Source organism: Fuerstiella sp. (assembly GCA_022447225.1).
In the GTDB taxonomy this organism is placed as follows: Bacteria; Planctomycetota; Planctomycetia; order Planctomycetales; family Planctomycetaceae; genus S139-18.
In genome coordinates this window covers 320,942-343,537 of sequence record JAKVAZ010000006.1, presented here as the reverse complement: position 1 = coordinate 343,537, position 22,596 = coordinate 320,942, and the positions used below count along the sequence as shown (strand labels likewise).

Here is a 22,596-nt window from a genome sequence, read left to right as displayed (position 1 = left end):
GACGACCATGTGCTGCGGAGTGACTCCTGTCTGCATCGGACTCGGCGGAAGCCGAGTATTTTAACATTTCGGCGGAGTAAAACTGAGTAAAGGAACCAGCTTGTACCAGTACCTGGAAGTTCTGAGGATGCACACTGTCGTCAGCGGACAGGCCCGACATTGGTTATCGTGACTGTTGTCAGGTGTTTCGGGCCACTCCGATAATGGTGAGCATGACAGACTGCCGGTGGCTGTGTGTGACGTGTCGTTTGCTGCTAAATGGCAGATCCCGTTTCTGGCTGTCCGTGCGAACGTGAGTGACTACGCGGCGCTGTCCTGTCAGATGATTCGACGCGATTGACGGACATTCTGTCCGCTTCCCGGCTGTGTCCTGTTCATTTCTGAGTCGTGGATTTATCGGACGTGTTTATTTCGTCCTGAATCAGTCACTCGTGCGACGACGGTCTCAATTGCCTGTCGCATCAGACCGTGATTGATCTCGTGGACATCGACAGGCTTACCGACACCTTGCAGCATTGTCACCGTCAGCCGCCCGCCAAGATGCTGGCGAAATTCTTCCAGGCCCTTAAACAGTTGTTCGGTATCATTCAGCGCCCGGTGCGCGATCAATAAACCCAGTTGGTCCAGGCAGTTGATGACGGCATCGGCATCCGTAGCGGGGAGTCCGTGAGCCAAAGACGAATAAACACAGTCAATGGCAACTCCAACAGCCACCGCTTCACCATGACGCAGGTCGAAGCTGGTCATTGCCTCAAGCCTGTGTGCAGACCAGTGACCAAAGTCGAGCGGTCTGGCTTCCATCATCTCGAACGGGTCCCCGCCGCGGGTGATGTGATTCAGATGCCAGCGTGCGGAGTCTGCGATAATAGACCAGCAGGCACTGTCGCGTTGTCTGATTGCTTCAGCAGACACACAAATATCACGAAAAAATTCTGCATCTTTGAGAAGTGCAACCTTGACGGCCTCAGCGAAACCACATGCGAAGTCACGGTCACTGAGTGTGCTTAACAGGGTTTTGTCGTTGATCACTCCCCAAGGCACAGCAAACGTGCCGACCCAGTTCTTTTTTTTGAACAGATTAATACTATTTTTAACGCCGATTCCCGAATCTGCCTGGGCCAGTGTGGTCGTTGGCAGCCGAATGAGTCGAATTCCCCGATGTGCGATCGCCGCCGCAAATCCAACGGCGTCGAGGACAGCACCTCCCCCAATCACCACGACATAACTTCTTCGGTCGAGATCAGCGTGATTGAAACAATTGAGCATTCGTTCGATCACATGGACATCGTTTTTGACGTCTTCACCTCCGGGAACAGTCTGAAGGTTTCCGGCCAGATCCAGCTGATGTGAATGCCGGCGACAGAATGCATGAATACGCTGAGCCAGCTGCGGATTGGCACATGAGACCTGCTCATCAATCCAGAACTGAACCTGCGGAATTCTTTCCTCAGTTTTCTCAAGTAATGCTGTCAGTGCATATTCATCCGTCCCAAAGACGTCTGCTGTCATTTTCAAACGGTGAGTGAATTTGACGGAGAACGTGACATCGTCGGAAAATGCAGGGGCAGGCATGGGAAGAAAAGCCAGATGATAATGTGGTGTCGCGCCGTTTGCCCGGGAAGGTTGTGACCGGTGCAGAGAGCATAACCGGTGCAAAACTTTCCGGAGGCAACATCATAAATGTCGGGCGGTGATGCTGCCACCTTTGACCCGGCATTCCAATGCCGGGTTATCAAAGTCTGTTTGAGATATTTGGCAGGTAAACGGCCGCGGACAGGACCTGTATACCCTGCGAAGTACCGGATAATCGTTGCAAACGTAACAGTCCTGTCCAGTTGGCCACGGCACCGGCAATCGTTGCCATTTGCGTAAATCAAGCTTTCCGATTCGACCGAAATACAGCACCAGTGTTACCCAATTTCTGGATGTGAGGTCAGAGAGTTTCTCTGATCTTCGCAATCCTCGGTTCCCTCACTGTTGTTAGGAGAAGTGAAACAATGAAAGGGATTACTTTGACAGCTGCGATGGTCGTGTTGACCATGTCAAGCAGCGCTGATGCAGGCCTGTTTGGTCTGTTCGGAAGCAAGAGCAATGGCTGTGGCAGCGATTGTTCTCCAGAACCAACATGCTGTGCTCCTGCAGAGCCGACCTGTTGTGCACCGGCTGCCTGCGAGCCGACCTGCTGTGCTCCTGCAGAGCCCACCTGTTGTGCTCCTGCACCTGCACCGTGTGAGCCGACCTGCTGTGCACCTGCAGCGTGTGAGCCGACCTGCTGTGCACCTGCAGCGTGTGAGCCGAGCTGCTGTGCGCCTGCACCGTGTGAGCCGAGCTGCAGTGCACCTGCTCCCTGCAGTGATGAAGGTTGCTGCACTCCAAAGAAGGGCTTGTTCAGCGGGTTCAAATTGCCCAAGTTCAGACTGCCTAAAATCAGAATGCCTAAGCTGTTCGGTGACAGCAGCTGTGGTGGATGCAGTGAACCTGCACCGTGCTGCGAGCCGACCTGTTGTGCTCCTGCAGAGCCGACCTGCTGTGCTCCTGCAGAGCCGACCTGCTGTGCTCCTGCAGAGCCGACCTGCTGTGCTCCTGTTGCTCCGAGCTGCTGTGCTCCCTGCAACTAATGTGAATGCGGCGTGAGGTTTCGCAGTCATTCTGACGAACTTCGGCCGGGAGATGACCGGGCAGATTGTCGTGGATTTGCCTGGATCGGCTGTCAAAACTAATAACTGATGCGAGTTAGGATTTTGATGTAGCGATCTGTTTCAGTTGAAGTTCGAAGTTAAGGCGGAATCTTCCGCCCAGACGCTGGATGAGGAACGTGAGGAATCCTCGCGGGGGAACACACCGACAGATGAAGAGTCTGTCAGGGTTCCACCGATGATCAGCATGGGTGGAACTGTCGGTCAAAAATTAAGAACGGTGACGAAGCCTCTTTCCTGGCGGCCCGTCATCGTTCTTTTTTATTGCGCGATGAAAACACGCGGTATGCAGGGGGATCAGAGCTGCAGCTGATTTCCGATTGAACTCCTCCGCTGGTTGCCTTCGTCGCCAGACTTGTAAGAATACTAGACTGTGCTGTTAGCCTGTGTGTCCTTACTTCCATATCCCCACACTACTCTGTCATGCTGCTTAAGATTCTGCGCATAGCATACTTTTTTGTATGCACCGGGGCGATTGCAGGGTACTTCGCTTCTATTGATTCGACGCAGCTTGTCCTGCCGAGTTCGATTGACAAACATCCGCGGATTGCAGCGCTGGTACTTTTGGCAATCACACAACTGGTCACTGTTGCAGATGTATTGATTCGACGTAAGCGGATCGATTTGATTTCGGCAACATACTTTGGTCTGCTGATTGGGATTCTGCTTGCCTATGTCACGAATCAGGCGCTGCTTCTGATTATTCCCGAAGGTAGTCCGTATCGTGGCACAACGGTGATGGTTATTCTGCTGGTGCTGCCGTATCTGTGTGTGTCGTTACTGCTGCAGACACGTGACGATTTTCGATTCGTTATTCCGTATGTGGAATTCGCGCGAGACCTCAAAAGCAGTCGTTCGCTTTTGATAGACAGTAGTTCGCTGATTGACGGCAGAATTTTGGATGTTGTGGAGACTCAGATTCTGGAATCACAGATGCTGGTACCGGACTTCATACTGGCTGAAGTCCAGGATATTGCCGACAGCAATGACAAAAACCGTCGCATTCGGGGACGCCGCGGGCTGGAGGTGCTGGCGAGTCTGCAGCAGAGTCCGCATGTGGACGTTCGTGTTCACGAGACAAATCCTGGTGAACTTCGAGGATTGTCCGTCGATCAAAAGCTGATCGAACTCGCGAAATCTCAGCGAGCCGGTGTAGTCACTAATGACTTTAATCTGAATAAAGTGGCCAGCGTTCAGAACATCACAGTGATCAATCTGAATGACGTGGCCAATGCGCTGAGACCTCAGTTTCTGCCGGGTGAACATCTTCGCATTCAGGTTATGCGGGAGGGTGAAGGACACGGGCAGGGGGTTGGATATCTAGATGACGGCACAATGGTTGTGTGTGAGGGGGCATCCGGTTTGATCGGTAAGGAAGTCAGCACAGTCGTTACCCGGGTGCTGCAGAGCAGTGCAGGGCGAATGATTTTCTCTAAACCGGCGCAGTCATCGAAAAACGGTTAAACCAAATCTCTCTGCTGTTTGTAAATCCAGTTGTCATCACGGATCGTGAAGAATCCGGTTTGTGGAATGATTTGCGAGGGCACGTACCGCGTTCGCCGTAATCCTGTCAGGACGGGAATGTGAACTGTGTCAGGTTTTTAACGGCGCTCAGCATTGTGCCGGTCTACTGTACGCCAGTGGTGTCAGAATCCGACAAATCAACACGGACGAGCTCCCGATCATTGCGGGCGAAGACACTTTTCTGAGCAAATGCAGGATGTGACCAGACTGTCATGCGTCGCTGCACTTTTCTCGTGGGAGCCACCAGTCGGGATCGACTGACCTCCTGGTATCCGTCGGCAGAAAGATACGCGATAATCAGGTCGCCCTGTTCATTGTGAATGAAGAAACGATCCTGATGACGAATAATGAATGCATTCCACCAGCGACCGGATCCTGTCGCCTTGCGACTCTCCCAGCGACGTTTCCCGGTCAGCGTTTCCAGACATCGAAGCTGACCGTAACTGCAGACTCCAAAAATATTCTCCTGGTCCACCCACGGAGTGGGCATGATTGAATGCAGACCGTCGGTTTCGATTTCACTGTTGCTTGTTCCCTTCCACGCTACAGCGGCAGAACCGACTGAGACGTTCAGCATCATCGGTCCGTTATAAAATGCGGTCAAAAAAAGTTGTTCGCCGATTTTTCGTGGAGCTGCAATACAGAGTCCGGCCTGGATTGACCATGGAATCTCCCAAATCACAGATCCATCGTCAGGATCCAGTGCGGTGACAGCCGTCGGGTGCCAGATGATCAGTTGACGTCTGCCGCTGAATTCAAAAATCATTGGCGGACAGTAACCAATGGCAGGATCATCGAGCGCCCGCCAGATTTCTTGTCCGGTCGCCTTATCAAGGCAGATCACAAGTCCCCCGTTGGTGCCTCCGACCAGCGTAATCAGATGATCACCGTCCACCAGAGGAGCGGCTGCCATCCCCCACACCGGCAGCACCGTGCCAAAATCTTTCGGAAAATTCTTTGTCCACATGATTTTTCCGCTGACAGCACTGAAACAGAACAGATCACCGACAGCGCCAAGTGTGAACACACGCCCGTCGTCGATTACCGGAGTTGCCCGGGGGCCCGCCGGGTAGCTGATGGTATATCGCGCCGCATAAGAATGCTGCCAGAGTTCCGCGCCGTCGTGTGCATCCAGGCACAGGATTCTCTCGTGGCCCTGTTCTGCCTGTCGATCGGTGAGAAAGACTCGTCCTCTGGCAACAGCAGGTCCGGAGTAACCTTCGCCCACCGGCACGGACCACTTTCTGGGGAGGACCTCTTCCTCCGGAAGCCTGTCGACGATTCCTGTTTCCCTCCAGACACCATCGCGCTGCGGACCGCCCCATTGTGGCCAGTCATCGGCAATGGCGCCGGATGTCAGAAAAATCAAAACAGATGTGATGGGAACCCTCATCACATGATCTCCAGTGAAGTTGAGTTTTGAGAGTGTGTCAGTGTAACAGACGCCGTTCTGTGAAGTGTGGCTTTCAGATGAATAACTCACGACGGATGGCCAATCGGTATTAGTGGCGATCTTTGCCGGAATACGTGGTCTCTGAGTGAATTCGGACAGGTCGAACCTGGAAGGAACCGGCAATTCATGCCGACAGGCGGTATTTGAATCCGGCCGGCTGTCTGTTGCTGTTCCGGCACCCTCATTCAGCAGTTGACGGTAGCAGCGTCGATTTGGGAGAACTAGGAACCTCATGCGGCAACCGGCCGGTCTCCGCGTTTGCTCGACTCCGATTCAGACGGCCTTCGTGTCGGAATTCACTTCCGCAGACATGATGACGTGAATCGATTTTCTCCGTCTGGTTTTCATCATGAAACCTATTCTGCTCGTTCTTACGACTCTGACTGCACTGTCCGGATGCGCGACTTCGCTCCTTGAAGAGCGAGTGATCAGCGATTTTGTAACCGCGCTCGAGGAAGAAAACGTTCCCGCAATGCGTCGTGTGGTTTCAGATGATTTTCAGCGAAAAGTCCGGCTTTCAGGCGATACGTTCCGGGATCTGAATATTGTCAAACTGCCCAAAGGTGAGGTGGAGATCCTGGACATTGCAGAACCGACTGACGACAGTCGAAGTGTGGTCGTGCGCGACGAATCCGGTGATAAATACAAGTTCGAACTGACTCGGGATACCGAAAATCAGCGATGGTCTGTCAATGACGTGGTTGTCCGCCAGCAAAAGAAGTGGAAGAAGGTACGTTCCAGTGTGACGTGGCCGACCAGTCAGGTTCTGGATCTGGTGTTCAGTGTTCGCGAATACCTGGATGCATGGTCGACATTGGAACGAAGTCACATACTCAGCAATTCGTCACCCGCAATGGCGGCTTCAATACGTTCTGTTCCCGAGTCCTGGCTGCCGCTGATTACCAACGGTATCGCTGTCAACTATGACCCGGCTCTGGCACGAAAGCCGGAAGCACAATTGAACAAAAAAGCTGCTGTTGTCCGTATTCCCGTACGCAGGGGGTACCTGCTGGTCAGTGCAGTTCAGGTTGATAATCGCTGGTTAATGGATGATATCGAAATCCACAGCCGCAGTGATTCCGGACATCCGGGATCCGTGCGTCGACAGGCTGATGCCGTCGCCAGCCTGGGAAGTTTTCTGAGTGCTTTTGCGTCAGAAAGTAGACAGAGGCTGCAGGAATATTCCACACCACAGTTTTACGGGGCAACACTGCAATTTGCAGACCTGGATCTGGTGTCACTTCCGTCCCCGGACATCGCTCCGAAAGAACTCAGTATCCGTGCTTTTTCCGGTCGAGTGGCGATCATCGTTCCGACAGAAAGTGAAATCGTTCGGTTTGACCTGGTCGATCCTGGTCGGTCAGCCGGCAAACCCGTGATCAGTAGCCGTGAATCTCGCCGGTTTCTGGTTGATAATGTGATTCTTAACGACAGGAGTCGTCGCAACGAACGGACACTCAGCTCTGTGTTTACTGCACCAGCCCGTGCATCACTCTTTGTGACTGCAATGCAGAAACGTGACATCCGCATGTTGAAGCAGCTATCTACTCGGGAGTTCAATGACGCTGTCTGGGACCGAATGTCTCCGGAACTCATCGGTCGAATGACTCTCCCTTTGACACAGCTCAGTGACATGGTATTGAAAGACAGCAATGTTCGCGGGAATCGCACAGAGTTGACGTTCCTGACTTCAGACGGCCTCCAGGCCCACTGCCGCATGCTGGATCAGCTGGGTCGTCTTGCAGTCGATGATTTCCACTTTACAGATACTCAGGATCAGATGCTGTCATTGCGAGTGCAGTGTGCACTGCAGGTTCCGGTTGCTGAATTTACTGCGGCCTGGCGAGCGAACGATTTGACGGCACTGAAGGAAGCCTGTTCTATTCGGTTCAACCGACTGGTACTGAACCATTTTTCCAGTCTGCCGCCGGACAACGTCCATCTGGTCAGCCGTCTGGACACTGCGTTGAGGTCCACCCGGGTCACAGAAGAACGAGCAACCGTTCATATGGGACTGGCCTCAGCGGATACCGCGGAGGTTCACCTGATTCAGGAGCACGACCGCTGGGTGGTTGACGATATTTCAATTCCGGAGGAGGGGCAACGAACAGTCAGTATCCGCAGTCTGTTCCGTCAGCAGGTTGCGGATAATATGCTGGCTCGCGACAGCACGTCCCGAAAATCTGATCATGCGTTGAGCCTGCGTCAGCAGACGGCACAACAATACCGGAATCGCGTCCCTCGTCCGGTACAGGAGGTTCGTCACGCCGGCGGAATCATGTCCGAACAGAAACCTGTCATAACCGCTGGTTTAGAAGTCTTTGGACCAAATTCCACAGATATCGCGAGGAAGCTCAGGAGTCCAGACCTTCAGTCCGACGACTCGACTGCTGATCATCACGTTGGTGCCGGCGGAGTAACGCTGGTGGCAGCGGGCGAAAAAACCAGTGTGCGGCGTGGGAAAGCCGAATCTCTGCAAGGACACTCTGACAGTATTGACCACGTGGATGATGCTGCCGGCATCATTCCTGAGTTGTTGTCATCGGTGCCTCGGCTCAAACCAGTTCCTCCGGCTGCCGACCTTGTTTCGGTCAATGATGACGGTGAATACCTTCGCTTCGGGCCCGGTATCAAGCAATCTGAAACCGTTCCGGTGCAATCGACAGTCGATCCACGCGGATCAGCGACGTTAGAGACACTGGACCTCGGGAGGAACCCGGTTCAGGTGGATCCGTAGCGCCTCAATACCCCGCAGTGGACTCGAATGGATCGAATGAACTCACGGGTGCAGCAACAGGTTATGGGAATGATGGGTCGGCCTCTCGCAGAAAATCCGGCACGGCTTGTGCGCGTGAGGCCATTCTGTGGCGACGGACGGCACGTTGGCCATCACCGGCAATTCGACAGCATCACAGCCGGTAATACCGACCAGGGGCCAGTCTGGATGCAGCAGCGACCTGGGGAAAGCACTATGCGGCGAGACTGCGGTCGGGCGAAGCATTTCTTCTGCGCGGCAGTGCGGCACAAACTGTTGCCGGAGAACCCATTCCCGGACATGAAGAACTGCCGCGTGGCGCCCAGCAATCCGGAGTGGCAATTCTTCCTGAACGAAGCGGACTCGCTGAAAATCCTCCACGAATGCCCGACAGTTCAGTGGAAGCTGATCTTCGTACTGGCTTGTTAGCAGGCTCTGCGGACTCCGTCAGAACACCCCCGGTGTACCAGCGAAAAACCCGTAAGATTTCGGGCACGGTACACGTCGGAACAGGGTTCCACAGGCGACAGCCCAAAGAAAGAAACCCTCAAAATTCCAGTGGATTCTGAGGGGTTCCGGCCTGTTCCGATTGCGGAGTGCTCAGGAAACGGGCCATTCCTGAATTCGGCATGCTCGTCAACAACTGGATTTGGACGTTTACTTATGTTAGCCTGAGCCTACAGATCGTCAAAAAGGCATCCACGTTGTAGTGCTTTGGCTACCAGGCCGGGACGAGTCACTTCGGCAACACATAAGGGGCTTCGGCCTCACGGAGACACGACAGACATGGCCAAAAGCCGACTCAGTATGCGGCGAGAAGTCGAGGCCGCGGAGACCACCGAAAAAAAGACTCCAAAACGAAAAAAAACGGCCACTAAGAAGAAAGCGACACGTAAGAAAGCTACCTCCCGTGTTCGCCGATCGAAGGATGTGGTTCCTCGCAGGCGTCTTGTGTGGGTTGTTTACAGCAGTACCATGCGTGAAGAGGGACGCTACCTGTACCACGAGCGGGAAAAGGCGGACGAAAAGCTTGGACAATTGTTGGCTAAAGGAAAACGTCGCTACTTTATCCAGCCGATTAAAGAGCCTCTGGATTCTGAAGGTAACCCGATAACAGAAGAGGTTCCTGTCGCGCCGAAATCAGCGTCGAAGAAGTCGCCGAAGAAGTCGACCGCAACACCTGACGAAGATGCAGAAGACGCGGGAGAGGCAGAAGAGGGCGAATGAGTTACGGACGGTCTTCTGCAGACTGTGGTTTTGATTCAGAGTGATCGGGAACCGTGGGAGCAGGAGCTTCTGACAGGCCTTTTCGAAGATCGTCCGGTCGACCAGCCTGCGTTTGTTGCTGCAACACAGCGTAAGTTTCGCATTGGAAAGAATTTACCGGTGCGCAGCTGACGAGCAAAACATGCATAGGTCGGCAAAACTGCTTGTGTCTGTCCGCAATTCAAAGGAAGCTCTTGCCGCCTTTGATGGTGGTGCTGACATCATCGATATCAAGGAACCGGCCAATGGTCCCCTGGGTTTGGCTTCTTTATGCGTGATTGAAGATATTACGGATAAGATCCACGCGAGGTCTTCGGATACGATGATCTCAGCAGCGCTGGGTGAAGTTGCGGAATCGACTGATTCGAACACAGTCGATCTGCGTGCCGTGTCACATCTGAGGCTGGTCAAATCCGGCCTGTCGGGTCTGTTATCACTTCACACTGGCTGGCAGGACACATGGTGTCGGTATCGGGAGAAGACCGTTCTTTGTCATTCCGGAATGCAGTGGGTTGCCGTCGCCTATGCTGATCAACTGAGGTCAAATTCGCCATCTGTGACGGACGTGCTCGAAGAAGGGCATCGGATAGGTTGTCCCTTCCTGCTGATCGACACGTTTAAGAAAGATGGAACAAATCTGCTGGACTGGTTATCCCAGCCAGCCCTCGACAGAATCCGACTTCGTACAAGAGACTTGGGGATGAAGCTTGCGCTGGCCGGTCAGATTAGTACTGCAGTGTTGCCGCAGATTCTTTCATATGATCCGGATATTGTTGCTGTTCGAGGAGCTGTCTGTGACGGCGGTCGCCGCGGCAAAACTGTGTCAATGTCGCGTGTACGCAGATTTGCGGAGCTGCTCAGACAACTGCAACAGGTTGAAAATTGATTTTTGCCGCAATGTTCCTCACTCCGGAATATCAGAATCCTCTTTTAACCGCACTGTCATAAAACTACGATCTATGGCTGCTGTTCATTTGCTGCCTTTGAATGCGGATCGATCCGATGACTACTCGCAGAATGTTTATTCAGCAATCGGTTGGTACAGCTGGTGGTCTTGTTGCCGGTTCATTATTGCTGCCGTCAGCATCCGCCACTCAATTATCGTCTCCAACGTCTCTCAAAGGTCGCCTCTACAAAACACTTAAGATCGGAATGATCGATGTTCCGGGACAATTGACAGATAGGTTCTCTGCTGCAAAAGAAGCTGGATTTCACGGAGTGGAAATCGAAACGCCTGGGCTTGATGTGTCCGCAGCAAATGAAGCGATTAAAAAAAGCGGATTGCCTGTTGATGGAGCTGTAATATCCAATCACTGGGTTGTGCGTCATACAGATCCGTCATCGGACGTGCGAAGAAAAGCTTTGGAAGCCCTTAAACGTTCGCTGGAAGAGACTCACCTGGTCGGTGGCAACACTGTGCTGCTGGTTGCCGGACACGGCAAAGACGGTTCACAAGCAGATATATGGAAACGAGGTGTTGACAACATCTCCCAGGCCATTCCACTGGCAGCGGAACTGGGAGTGTTCATTGCAATTGAGAACGTCTGGAACCACTTTATGTATGACCACGCGGGCGATTGTAACCAAACGGCGGCAAAGTATGTTGAATTCATTGATGAGCTGAATTCACCATGGGTTGGAATGCAGTTTGATATTGGCAATCACTGGAAATACGGCAGCATGGGAGACTGGATCCGGCAGCTGGGAAAACGCATTGTTAAGCTGGATCTCAAGGGGTTTTCACGGGTCGAGGACAGGTTTGCCGACATCGGCCAGGGGGATCTTGACTGGGGTGATGTTCGAAAGGCCCTGTTGGAAATTAACTTTACGGGATGGGCGGCTGCCGAAGTTGGCAAAGGCGATCCCGTCCGGCTGAGAAAAATTTCCTCACAAATGGATCAGGTCTTCGGGTTACTGGACGCGTGAGTGATCCTGATACGCTGAAGGATGTGCTGTTTGCCCATTCAGTTGTGATGACCGACGACCGGCAATTGCTTTTGCAACAGTACTGTCAGTCCCTGTGGAGCTGGAACAGTCGGCTTAATCTGACTCGACACACGAATTTTGAAGCATTCGTGACACGAGATCTGAATGACAGTCAGCAGCTGGAGACGCACCTGCAGTCCGGGGAATCGGTTCTGGATGTCGGAGCAGGCGGAGGAGTGCCAGGTATCGTGCTGGCCATCCTGAATCCAGGCATCGTGGTTTCTCTGTGCGAAAGTACTCAGAAAAAAGCGAATGCTTTGCGAGAAATAGTCGCTCAGTTGAGGCTGCCGATTGACATATTTGCGGAACGAGCTGAACACGTTCTGTTCAGTCATTCCTTTGATACCATCACCGCGCGAGCAGTGGCTCCTCTGCAAAAATTGATCCGATGGTTTCGTCCTCACCGAAATCGTATTGGCCGAATTTTGCTGGTTAAGGGGCCGAACTGGGCCCGCGAGTATGACGAGGCGTCGCAGGCAGGATTACTTGCTGCCGATGAGATCCAGGTGGTCGCTGAATACACAACGCCAGGGCGAACAGGCAGCAGTGTTGTTTTGGAGGTTCGGATCCGGTAGCCAATCTGCGAGAAACAGTGAAGAGGTTTCAAAGCCGGTTTGTTTCCTCCGTTTCCGGTATTTTCTGCCGGAATTATCTTCTGAACCTCACGTTTTTCCTGAAAAAACGTTTGCAGATCCTGTTCCGCCATCCTGAAAAACTCCTGTTTCGGTGAAATGTGAATTTCTCCTAAACTTTCGCCTGTGTGGCCATTTGATATTGCCGTCCAGGAATGTTCCCCCTGGCCGGACTCTCTTCGTGGAAGACAAAGGTCGCCGTGATTCGGTGTCATCTGGAAAGGAATCCAAAATGCAGGTCAGTCGATTAGGTTTCCGGGCCCGTTCAGTCGTTGCGGGGGTCGTATCGCTGTCTCTGATGACTTCTGCGGTCGGTCAACGAACCCGATTGAGTGCTCTGGAAAGGAATTTTGAAGATGTTCTCGGTGATTCCGGCCGTCGGGATCCCGGGTTGGACGATTTGCGAAACAGTGGTTTCAGTACCCAGCCACCGATCGACCTGTCCCGGATTAATAAACGCTCGCTGACTAATCTGCTCAAAGAAGCCGTTGCCGAGGCTCGGATTCTTTACAATTCGCTGCGCAGCGATGCGTCCCGTAATCCGGAACTTCAACGCAGCCTGCGTGATGTGGCCAAGTTAAGAGGGATTGCGTCGTATGCCGTGGAGGATTTGGAAAACGCCGAAGATCTGAGTCGTTTGTTTCCAGGAATTCAGAAGCTGAACACAGACTGGCGTCTCCTGTCGCATCAGCTTGGCCAGTCACCTCGCATAAGTCGCAAGACTCTGGATATCGTCGACCGTATCGATCGGATCGAACGTTCCATGGAGGAGATGTTCAAACTGTCGTCTCCGGTGGATCGGCGAGCTCTTGTCACGCAGTTTGCGGGTCTGGAGTCGATGCTGGAAAATCTTCTCGATGAGCTGCAGTTGGACCCCCGAAGTAATGACCGTTCCAGTGAAGTAATTTACGTGACCAGAAAACTTGGCCAACAGTCCCGTTACATGGAAGACCTCGTTCTTGATGGTGAGGGGTATGATCAGATTGTCCGTGAATACAAACGATTCTCGACACAGTGGGAATCTCTGCTGCGAGATCTTAGAGAGATCGATAACAGGTACGTTCGTCGCAGTACGCGACGTATTTCCGATGTAGACAGCAGGATTCATGACCTGCTTTGGCTCGACAAGTCCACGAGTCGGGAACACCTGCATCAGCTCGCGAATTCACTGATTTCCAGTGTTGATGAGTTCTTTACGAGGACTCCTCTGAAACTTGTCGTTCACCTGAAAAATGTGGAATCCATTCTGGAAACCGCGCATGACTTCTATGGCACGGTACAGCACTTCAAACAGAGCATTGACAACAATGATGACGACGTAACACTTCTTGATAACTATGGTTACGTGGAAGAATACGGTAACGCGTTCATTCGTTCTTTCTCTGCACTCCGGAGTTCAGCCGGAAAAGTGGTCCTGCAGGAAATCGAATCAAGCATCGCTTCGTTGCGTGCGGAGTTGAATATATCCGGGACTATTGCCACGATTGATACGCGACGTCTGATCAGGACGGCGGCGGCACTGGAGAATTTTGCCGATCATCTGAAATTCGATGTTAATAACTGGTTGGAACGTGACCGTGAGTCCTATCGGGCAGACGCCCTTAAATCAATGGATCGATTTGTACAGGGGTGTCGACGCATGCATCGGTTGCTGCAAAGTCGACCGACGCTGGCTGAGCTTCGACGTGAGGCGACGGACCTGAACTCCGCGTGGTCGGACGTCTACAGGTACCTGACAAGATGTCGTACGGACGATCGCGGGCACATCGGAGTTTTGGCACGGGACATTAATGCGTATCTCTATGAACTTGAAAGTCCTTTGCAGCCGTAAGCAAACAAAACACCCGTTCGCTGTAACCGCCGCGAGCACAATCAAGCCCGTCAGGTCAGTCTGTCGGGCTTTTTTAATTCCGGTGATTTCTGCCGAACAGAGCGTTGTCCACCGGGCATATGCACACTGGAATTAAACCTTATACAGGCAATGACTTAAGCCACTTATGCCGGCACGGTCGCTATTGACCGAAGTTTTGAATAGGCCGTATATTTACAGTGGTTCGGTCCGATTCTCCGGTTTGTGTTAGTTGGCTCCGTTCCGATGGAGTGGCGGGTTTTCTTTCCGCTCGTGATTCCTGCGGGCTGCGGCCCTCATTCTTTGTCTCGTTCCCAATCTCTCCGTTCACAACGCCGCGTTGCCGTGTTGTGTACTTTCTTTCGAATGTCATCTCTCCTGCGCCCCTGGCTTCGCCTGTTGGGTCTGCTGACTACGGTCATGTTGACTTGTGCCGCATTGCGCGCGCAGGAAGATATCGTCGTCCTGGATAATGACATTCAGCAGCCAATTCAGGTCGAGGGGCCGATTGAGCATATTTACGATTGTGGAGACGGAATCACTGCGCATTCGTTTCTCGGTGGTGCTGTATTAACTCAGGGACAATTGCGGCTGCAGGGACAGACGATCGTGGTTTTCGTGCAGATCACACCGGACGGTGTAACAGATGCACGTGTCGTAGCCAGAGAATCCCGAGCTGTCCGGGGGGTGCTGGAACATTGCGGTCGCCGGAGCTATGCCTCGGAACGTACGATTAGGCTGCAGTCTGTTCATGCTCTTGGTTCACAGGTTCGGGACCGCTACACGCAGAAGAAACAGGACGCAGTACTGGACTGGGCCCGGCCAATGGCGTTTCCTCATGAACGCAGTGAAAGCAGAGATGTCCAATTTGCTTTTGCAGAGGATCCTTTTTCACTGTCGGGTAGTGATAAGCCGACCATTTCGTCGACGCCAACGCGACGTATTCAGATTCGGCGCAGGTCCAGTCAGCCGTTTGATGTTCAGGTGGTGGAATCCGGCAGTATCCCGCCGGAGAATATTTACGTGATCACCGGGGGGGTCAATGTGCTGTGTGAGGGGTCGCAGATTACGATTGACGGGCAACCTGTGTACACGGTGGTCGATCTTTCGGCCGACCGGGTGGTGATCTGGATGGAGAAGCCGCCTTCGAATGAGGGAGACCTGAATAATGGTCTGCCACTGATTCAGACGGCGGACACTCGATTCCAGGTGTATCTGGAAGGAAATATCGTGGTCCGGCACAGCCGGGGCACGATTGAGGCGTCACGGGCATTCTATGATGCAGCCAGCGGACGAATTCTTGCCCTGGATGCAGAACTGCGGGCAGTTGTCGCAGACAGCGGACAACAAATCCGAATCCATGCTGAACGGTTGCGGCAGCTTGCGGCCGATCGATTTCACGCGCAAAACGCGTGGACCACCACCAGTCCGTACGGGAAACCGGGATATCGACTTCAGTCAGAAAATATTTTTGTGAGTCCGGGACCTCAAACACCATGGACCGGATTCAATTCGGTTACGGGACAATCCGGTTCCGATCCGCCGCTTTGGGCAACGGTAGAGAATTCAAAGTTGATTGTTGGTGATACTCCGCTGCTTTCCGTTCCCCGACTCAGTTTTCCTGCTGAGGATCCAGGTATTCCGATTCGTCGTGCTTCTGCAAGACAGGATCGTATATTCGGTTTCCAGGTAAACACGGTGTGGGACCTTACAAAGATTTTTCCGTTTACCGTTCCGACAGGGGCGGAATGGGATTTGCTGGCTGACTACTACAGTAAACGCGGTCCGGCAGTCGGGACTCAGTGGAGATACGACTTTCTGAATCGTATGGAACAGGTTGCAGGAGAAGGCAAAGCTGTCTACCAGAGAGATGATGGTCGGGACGTCCTGGGCCTGGACCGACGCAATCTGACGCCCGGGGATCAGAATCGAGGTCAAATCATTCTGAGGCACCGGCAGCAGACCAGCGGCGGAGTCACTTTGTTCGGTGAAATCGGATTCCTGTCCGATCGCAACTATCTGGAGCAGTTCAGTGAGGTCGAATTCGACGAAGGTAAAGATGTCGAAACGATTGCCGGGATTCGGCAGGACACCGGGCACTTCAGTGCCGGTATGTTCATTCGTCCAAGACTGAATCCATTTGAAACAACGACGGAGTGGCTGCCGCGCGGTGATATCTATAGCTTCTCGGTTCCGTTCCTGAATGATCGGGCCTACTGGAGTTCCCACAGCAGTGCCGGTTACGCCCATTTGGATCCAACGAACCTGCCTGACGACCCCGCGGATCCGTTTTCACCAACACTGCTTGGCACTCCTTATGTACGAGACGCCGATGGAATCGTTGCCATGTCAAGACATCGGGTCGATGTTCCATTCATGCTTGGCCCGGTGAACTTCAATCCGTGGGCCATGGGAGAAGCTGCGTTCTGGAACGAAGGTCTTGTCGCTGGTGACATCGGCCGACTAACCGGAAACGTCGGAATCAGAGCAACACTTGCTGCAGCCAGGGTGATGCCGTTTGTGCAAAGTCAGCTCTTCAATTTAAACGGGCTTGCGCACAGGAGTGAAAATATCCTTGAGTATTCCTATACCGATGCGTCGCAGAATCTGGGACAGATCGCTCAATACAATGAGATTGATGAAAACTCACAGGAACGACTGCGCAACCGAGCTGTACTGCAGATCTATCCGGGACTGGTCCCGGCTCAGTTTGATCCCCGTTTTTATGCTATTCGCAATGGTGCCGGGTTATGGGTCAGTGCTCCTTATCATGAACTGGTGGAAGATCAGCAGGTTGTCCGGCTGCGCTGGCGTAATCGGCTGCAGACAAAAGTGGGCCCGGAGCACAATCCCGGGATTCGTGACTGGATGATTTGGGAATCCGGAGTTTCGTATTTTCCAGACGCCGGTACAGATAATTTCGGGGAAGATTTTGGTCTGCTGTTTGGTAACTATCGCTGGAATCTCAACGACCGAACCAGCTTTTTGGCTGATGGTGTCCGGGATTTCTTCGCCAATCGGCAGAGTTACTGGAACGTTGGTCTGCTTAACCAGCGAAGCACGCGCGGCAGTGTCTATCTCGCGTACCGTCATGTGGAAGCCCGGAACTTCCTGGTCAGTGAAATTATCACGGCCAGCTACAGCTATCAGATCAGTCCGAAATGGATTTCCACGGCAGCGGTTGCCTACGACGTGGGGCAGGACGAATCCCGCGGTTCATCGGTGACGCTGAGCAGAGTTGGACTGGACTTTGTGTTTCACATGGGCTTCGGAATTGACACGAGCAAAGATAACGTGGGCATTGCCTTTTCTCTGGAACCACGACTGGGCCCGCCGTCACCCACAAATCTTAGTTACCTGATGGGACTGCAGTCACCGTAGGCAGCGTACGACAGCATGAATGTGATGGAGATCACTACGGCCAAGAGCATCGAGTGCTGTTGGTTTTCTCCCATTTTGAATTAGTCAAAATGTTGCCTGGACCGATGATCACACATGCGGTGATCAGTCCTGTGTGATGGAGTTGTTTACCGGAGCAGTTGATCGCAGAATCTGAAAGTTTTAGCGCACCGGTTAAAAAATAACTGAACTTGACCTAACGGTAAAAGAAAGAGCTACCGAACAGTGTGCGTTGACGTGTACTGAGTTCGGCAGCGGGTGAATCCGCAATATCCGGATCGTTCAAAATCGGACACAGCCCGACAGTTGTCAAAGCGGCTTGTCAGACAATAAACGCCTTGAGCGTATCTGTGGTGAAAGTCCGTATCAGTCTGCGGACTATGCTTGAAAGAATTTGTCAGAGATATCGCTGCGTTTCCAACAACCGTCCCAGTGGATCTTTTCTGTGGCAGCATACGCCGTTGCTTTCGCATCCTGGATGTTGTCCCCCATGGCTGTGATTCCCAGGACTCTGCCACCCGAGTTGAGGACTGTCTCCGCTTTCTTGGTTGTTCCGGCGTGGAACACTCTGGTATTCGGCATTTGATCCGCTTCGTGAATTCCACTGACCAGATGACCCTTTTCATAATCGCCAGGGTATCCGTGGGAAGCCATGACAACGCACACAGCGGGGCGCGGATCCCACTCCAGTGATTCCATTTCTGCAAGACGCCCGTCAGCGGCGAGTGACAGGACCTGAGCCAGATCAGACCTGAGCCTCATGAGTACGGGCTGAGCTTCGGGGTCACCAAATCGGACATTGAATTCAAGTACCCTGGGTCCCTGCTTTGTCAGCATTAAACCGGCATACAGAATCCCCGAAAAGGGACAATCCTGAACCTTCATTTCATGAACAGTGGGGACAAGAATCCTGCTGACGATTTCGTCCATGATTTTTTCCGTCACCATCGGAGCCGGGCTGTACGCACCCATGCCTCCGGTATTGGGTCCCTGATCACCATCGAGGGCGCGCTTGTGGTCCTGTGAAGTGGCCAGCGGAATGATCGTATCACGGTCGACAATCGCCAGAATACTGGTTTCATGACCGACAAGCTGTTCTTCGACAATAATCTCGCGACCGGCGTCACCGAACTGACCGTGTTGGAGCATTTCCGTGGCCGCAGCTGTGGCCTCACGTCGGCTGTTGCACATCACAACGCCTTTACCTGCTGCTAGTCCATCCGCCTTTACCACCAGTGGTCCTTCTTCCTGCGAGTCGATCCAGGTCGCAGCTTCTTCTACTCCGGAAAATGCTCGATAGGCGGCCGTCGGAATTCCTGCCCGCTGCATGATGTCCTTGGCGAAGACTTTGCTGCCTTCTAGCTGAGCTGCTTTTTGTGACGGTCCGAAAATCCTCAGACCGGCGGACTGGAAATCGTCGACGATGCCGTTAACGAGCGGTACTTCCGGTCCAACCACGGTTAAATCGACGTTATTTTCTTTGGCGAATGTTCGAAGCTTTCCGATATCCGTCGCCGGAATTGGTACGTTTTCGCCATCTGACGCGGTACCGGCATTTCCCGGTGCACAGTAAACCTTTTCGACGTGAGCTGAATTTGACAGCTTCCACACCAGTGCGTGTTCACGTCCTCCACTCCCGACCACAAGAATCTTCATTCCGATAAACTCCATTGCTGTGAGACTTGCGTGATCAGAAACACTTCGGGGGTTTCTCGTGTTCGATGGAAGGAAATTCGATCACTGACCAAGGTTTCAGCGCACAAGAAAACTCGCGGCAGAGTACCGCGAGTTGTCCTGGATTTCGAGTAGAAGCCGCCTAAGAACCGGGATTCCCGGCGGGGCAACCTACAGTTGACTGACTGCCCCCGGTTTACCCGGATTTTCAGCTTCTTCCATCTGAGGTTCCAGCAGGAATGGGAACACGCGTACCGGGGCCCCGGGAGTGTGCTCAGTTTTATAAGCCAGCTGAGCTGCGCGATCTGCTGCAAACTGCAGTCGTGTAAACTCAAGTCCGCAGTACGCGTCCATGTCGGCTTCGGCCGCCACATCCGCAAACATCTCACCAGCTGAGGCTGCATGGCGTCGAACACCGTGAATACTGCGCTCACGAACTTTCACGCCGGCTGCTGACAATTTGATGAGTCCTTTCAGGAAACGACCAACCGTTGTGTCGGCTCCGGAAACTCGCCATAAACGCTCCCACTCTTCGTGAGCTTCCCAGTAAAAACCCATGTTGAAAAAGTCGATGGCCAGCAGAAAATTTCGGTTGTCGGCCCACGTTTCGTTGCAAAGTGCCTTTGGACCACTGCCCAGAGTGTGTTTACGTCCGTAGCTATGGCCCTTGGGATCGCGAATCGGATGAGGAAGACCGGATCCAGGGTAGAAGGCGTAATCAGGAGGGGTGATCGCGGGCAGCAGACGGGAAAATTCCTCATCAGCCTTAATCATAGTTCAGACTCCGTTGAATGAACCAGGAGTTCGGGTTCCGACAGCCCTTCTGCCGTCCGGTGAGCAAACATGCCACAACCCGGATTTGAGAGGCAGAAATCGAACTCGAAGAAACCAGATCTGTTGTTCAGGATACTTACAGTTACTGATTAATAAATCAGACGAATTTCACACACCGAATTTACCGCGATTCCGTACCACTTCGAGTACTTCTTTGATGAAATCGCGGGATTCCGACTGTTGAACTCTCTGAATCCGAGTTGATGGACAAGATTGCCTATGTTTTTTTAGTGTTTTATTACTCCTGTATTTCTTATAGGTCTTAAGTGTCCCCTTTTTGTCGGTAGTCGGTGTCTGCCACGAAGCAGAAAAACGAGACGGTGTACGAATCTTTTCATCTGTGGTTAGAGGGAAATGCCTTCTGTACAGAAAATAAAAGGTTTTCAGTCCTGTCCGATCAGCAGAATTCGGTACTCCTGATTCAGTATCAGTCTGTGCTAAAGCGGGAATTTGGTACATTTCGAGGACAGCGGCACCTGCCGTCCGTTTCAAATGCCATGAAATAAATGGCTCTCGGTTTCACTCCATGAGTTGCCAGATTGACATGACTGATATTCATCGACTGACCCGAAACCTGCACCGTCAAAATGACACCCGGATCGTTCTGTGCGTAAGCGATGGGCTGGGGGGACTGCCAATGCAGCCTGGCGGAAAAACCGAACTTGAGACCGCTCGTACTCCCAACATGGATGCATTGGCACGTCATGGTGTTACGGGGCTGAGTGTTCCTGTTCTGCCTGGGATTGCTCCAGGAAGCGGTCCCGGACATCTGGGTCTGTTTGGTTACGATCCGCTGATATATGAAATTGGCCGCGGTGTACTGGAAGGTTTGGGAATCGACTTTGACCTTGGTTCTGACGATGTCGCAATTCGAGGTAACTTTTGCACGGTTGACGACGACGGGATCATTACCGATCGACGTGCAGGGAGAATTGACAGTGCCACTGGTGCCCGGCTTTGTGAGAAGCTGGACAGGATTCAGATTCCTGGTGTGGAAGTGTTCGTACGTCACGTTAAAGAATATCGACTTGTGGTGGTGTTCCGGGCATCCGGACTCGGCGGTGACGTTGACGACACTGACCCGCAACAGACAGGCGTTGCGCCGATTTCACCTCACGGAAACGATGATGCCTCAGTGAAGACTGCCCGGATTTGTAAGGATTTTCTGGATCGGGCTGCTGATATCCTCAAAGACGACGCACCGGCGAATCTGCTTACGATGCGAGGTATTGCGAAGAAGCCGCCGATACCAACGTTTGAAGAAGTTTACGGGACCCGGGCAGCAGCGATTGCCGTGTATCCCATGTATCGGGGACTTGCGAGACTGGTCGGCATGGATGTGCTGGATGCAGGAAATACGCTTGCCGACCAGATGAACTGTCTGGAAAGATACTGGGACGCCTACGATTTTTTCTTTGTGCATTTCAAGTACACGGACAGTACCGGTGAGGACGGGGATTTTGATGGCAAGGTACAGCGGATTGAAGATCTGGATGCGGCGATCCCCGCGATGACGGCACTGAATCCAGATGTATTCATTCTAACCGGTGATCATAGTACTCCGGCTAAAATGAAGTCTCACAGTGGACATGCCGTTCCAACGTTACTTGTTGCTGACAACTGTCGATATGACGGATCCGAATCGTTTGGTGAATCGGTTTGTCGAGCGGGTGAACTTGGACAGTTTGAATCGAAGTATTTGATGCTGCATGCACTGGCCCATGCTGGGCGACTGGACAAGTATGGTGCCTGATGTGAAATCCGATTTACGATTCCGAATGCGCGTCTACCGGTGTGCTGAATTAGTCGTGCCAGTCCGGAAAGTAAGTACAAACCAGAAGCTCCGTTGTGCGAATCAGCCCGCAAACACCGCTTTATGCGGCTCGTGCCGGTCTGTGTTGCGGTTGCTACCACACCGGGGTGTCCTGTTAACCTGAGTGTCTGACTCCGCTGTGTGGGACAGGAGAAAGAGATTGCAATGCAGGAGACAGCCATCAAATGATCAGAGGCATTGGCACGGATATCGTAGAGATCGAGCGGATCCGCAGGATGATTGATCGGCACGGAGATTCGTTTTTGCAGCGTTGTTTTACCCCGGCGGAAATCGAATTTGCCTGTAAATATAAAGATTCGTCAGTCCGATTTGCCGGTCGCTGGGCTGCAAAAGAAGCGGTGGTGAAAGTGCTGGGAACCGGGTTCGTCAGAGGGATTACTTTTCACGATATAGAGGTTCTGTCGCTTCACACCGGCCAGCCTGCCATCGAGTTGTCCGGTCAGGCTGCCCGGAATGCGGTACAGCAGCAGATTCAACGGATCCTGGTCAGCATCTCACACGCCAAGCTTTATGCCACAGCGACAGCAATCGGTCTGTAACACCAATGGAAATCGGTTCCGTTACCCGATTACAGGTTGAGAGGGCGGTTGCGCACGCTGAACAGGCACGATCACTCGCTCCCGGTTCAATGGTTTGTGTCAAATTTGCCTGTTTGAAGATGAACCGGACAGTGCACCACAATGGTAACGACATG

At 52.8% G+C, this 22,596-nt stretch carries 15 protein-coding genes; 11 read left to right on the top strand and 4 right to left on the bottom strand.

Annotated features, from left to right (window positions below; genetic code table 11):
- Positions 1-393: 393 nt before the first annotated feature.
- Complete coding sequence (locus MK110_05890; GenBank protein MCH2210812.1) at positions 394-1,572, bottom strand: 3-dehydroquinate synthase; 1,179 nt, start codon at positions 1,570-1,572, stop codon at positions 394-396.
- Between the two features lie 1,547 nt (positions 1,573-3,119).
- On the opposite strand from MK110_05890, the gene MK110_05885 reads away from it, so the two are divergent.
- Positions 3,120-4,160 carry a PIN/TRAM domain-containing protein gene (locus MK110_05885; protein ID MCH2210811.1) on the top strand — a complete coding sequence of 347 codons (1,041 nt, stop codon included), beginning with the start codon at positions 3,120-3,122 and terminating at the stop codon, positions 4,158-4,160.
- A gap of 163 nt (positions 4,161-4,323) precedes the next feature.
- Here MK110_05885 and MK110_05880 read toward each other — a convergent pair whose 3' ends face one another.
- Entirely contained in the window at positions 4,324-5,613 is a 1,290-nt protein-coding gene (locus MK110_05880) for a PQQ-like beta-propeller repeat protein (protein MCH2210810.1), read from the bottom strand.
- Between the two features lie 409 nt (positions 5,614-6,022).
- On the opposite strand from MK110_05880, the gene MK110_05875 reads away from it, so the two are divergent.
- From MK110_05875 to MK110_05840, 8 genes are all read left to right on the top strand, one after another.
- Positions 6,023-8,410, top strand: a complete 2,388-nt coding sequence (locus MK110_05875; GenBank protein MCH2210809.1) for a hypothetical protein — start codon at positions 6,023-6,025, stop codon at positions 8,408-8,410.
- 27 nt (positions 8,411-8,437) lie between these two features.
- On the top strand, positions 8,438-8,857 hold the full coding sequence (locus MK110_05870) for a hypothetical protein (GenBank protein ID MCH2210808.1): 420 nt from the start codon (positions 8,438-8,440) through the stop codon (positions 8,855-8,857).
- Positions 8,858-9,214: 357 nt separating this feature from the next.
- Entirely contained in the window at positions 9,215-9,655 is a 441-nt protein-coding gene (locus tag MK110_05865; GenBank protein MCH2210807.1) for a hypothetical protein, read from the top strand.
- Positions 9,656-9,836: 181 nt separating this feature from the next.
- Positions 9,837-10,580: a (5-formylfuran-3-yl)methyl phosphate synthase gene (locus MK110_05860; GenBank protein ID MCH2210806.1), complete on the top strand. Its 744-nt coding sequence runs from the start codon at positions 9,837-9,839 to the stop codon at positions 10,578-10,580.
- Between the two features lie 116 nt (positions 10,581-10,696).
- Complete coding sequence (locus MK110_05855) at positions 10,697-11,620, top strand: sugar phosphate isomerase/epimerase (GenBank protein ID MCH2210805.1); 924 nt, start codon at positions 10,697-10,699, stop codon at positions 11,618-11,620.
- Entirely contained in the window at positions 11,617-12,255 is a 639-nt protein-coding gene (gene rsmG, locus MK110_05850) for a 16S rRNA (guanine(527)-N(7))-methyltransferase RsmG (protein MCH2210804.1), read from the top strand. The genes MK110_05855 and rsmG overlap by 4 nt, the downstream gene beginning before the upstream one ends.
- A gap of 289 nt (positions 12,256-12,544) precedes the next feature.
- Complete coding sequence (locus tag MK110_05845) at positions 12,545-14,143, top strand: hypothetical protein (GenBank protein ID MCH2210803.1); 1,599 nt, start codon at positions 12,545-12,547, stop codon at positions 14,141-14,143.
- A gap of 384 nt (positions 14,144-14,527) precedes the next feature.
- A complete protein-coding gene (locus MK110_05840) occupies positions 14,528-17,542 on the top strand; it encodes a hypothetical protein (GenBank protein MCH2210802.1) in 3,015 nt (1,004 codons plus the stop codon).
- 396 nt (positions 17,543-17,938) lie between these two features.
- Here the strand turns inward: MK110_05840 and purD are convergent, their stop codons facing one another.
- The gene (purD, locus tag MK110_05835; GenBank protein MCH2210801.1) at positions 17,939-19,216 is read right to left on the bottom strand and encodes a phosphoribosylamine--glycine ligase; all 1,278 of its coding nucleotides are present in this window, start codon (positions 19,214-19,216) and stop codon (positions 17,939-17,941) included.
- 189 nt (positions 19,217-19,405) lie between these two features.
- The gene (locus MK110_05830) at positions 19,406-20,008 is read right to left on the bottom strand and encodes a DUF309 domain-containing protein (GenBank protein MCH2210800.1); all 603 of its coding nucleotides are present in this window, start codon (positions 20,006-20,008) and stop codon (positions 19,406-19,408) included.
- Positions 20,009-20,612: 604 nt separating this feature from the next.
- On the opposite strand from MK110_05830, the gene MK110_05825 reads away from it, so the two are divergent.
- Positions 20,613-21,821 carry a 2,3-bisphosphoglycerate-independent phosphoglycerate mutase gene (locus MK110_05825; GenBank protein MCH2210799.1) on the top strand — a complete coding sequence of 403 codons (1,209 nt, stop codon included), beginning with the start codon at positions 20,613-20,615 and terminating at the stop codon, positions 21,819-21,821.
- A 245-nt stretch (positions 21,822-22,066) separates the two neighbouring features.
- Entirely contained in the window at positions 22,067-22,441 is a 375-nt protein-coding gene (gene acpS, locus MK110_05820; GenBank protein MCH2210798.1) for a holo-ACP synthase, read from the top strand.
- Positions 22,442-22,596: the final 155 nt, after the last annotated feature.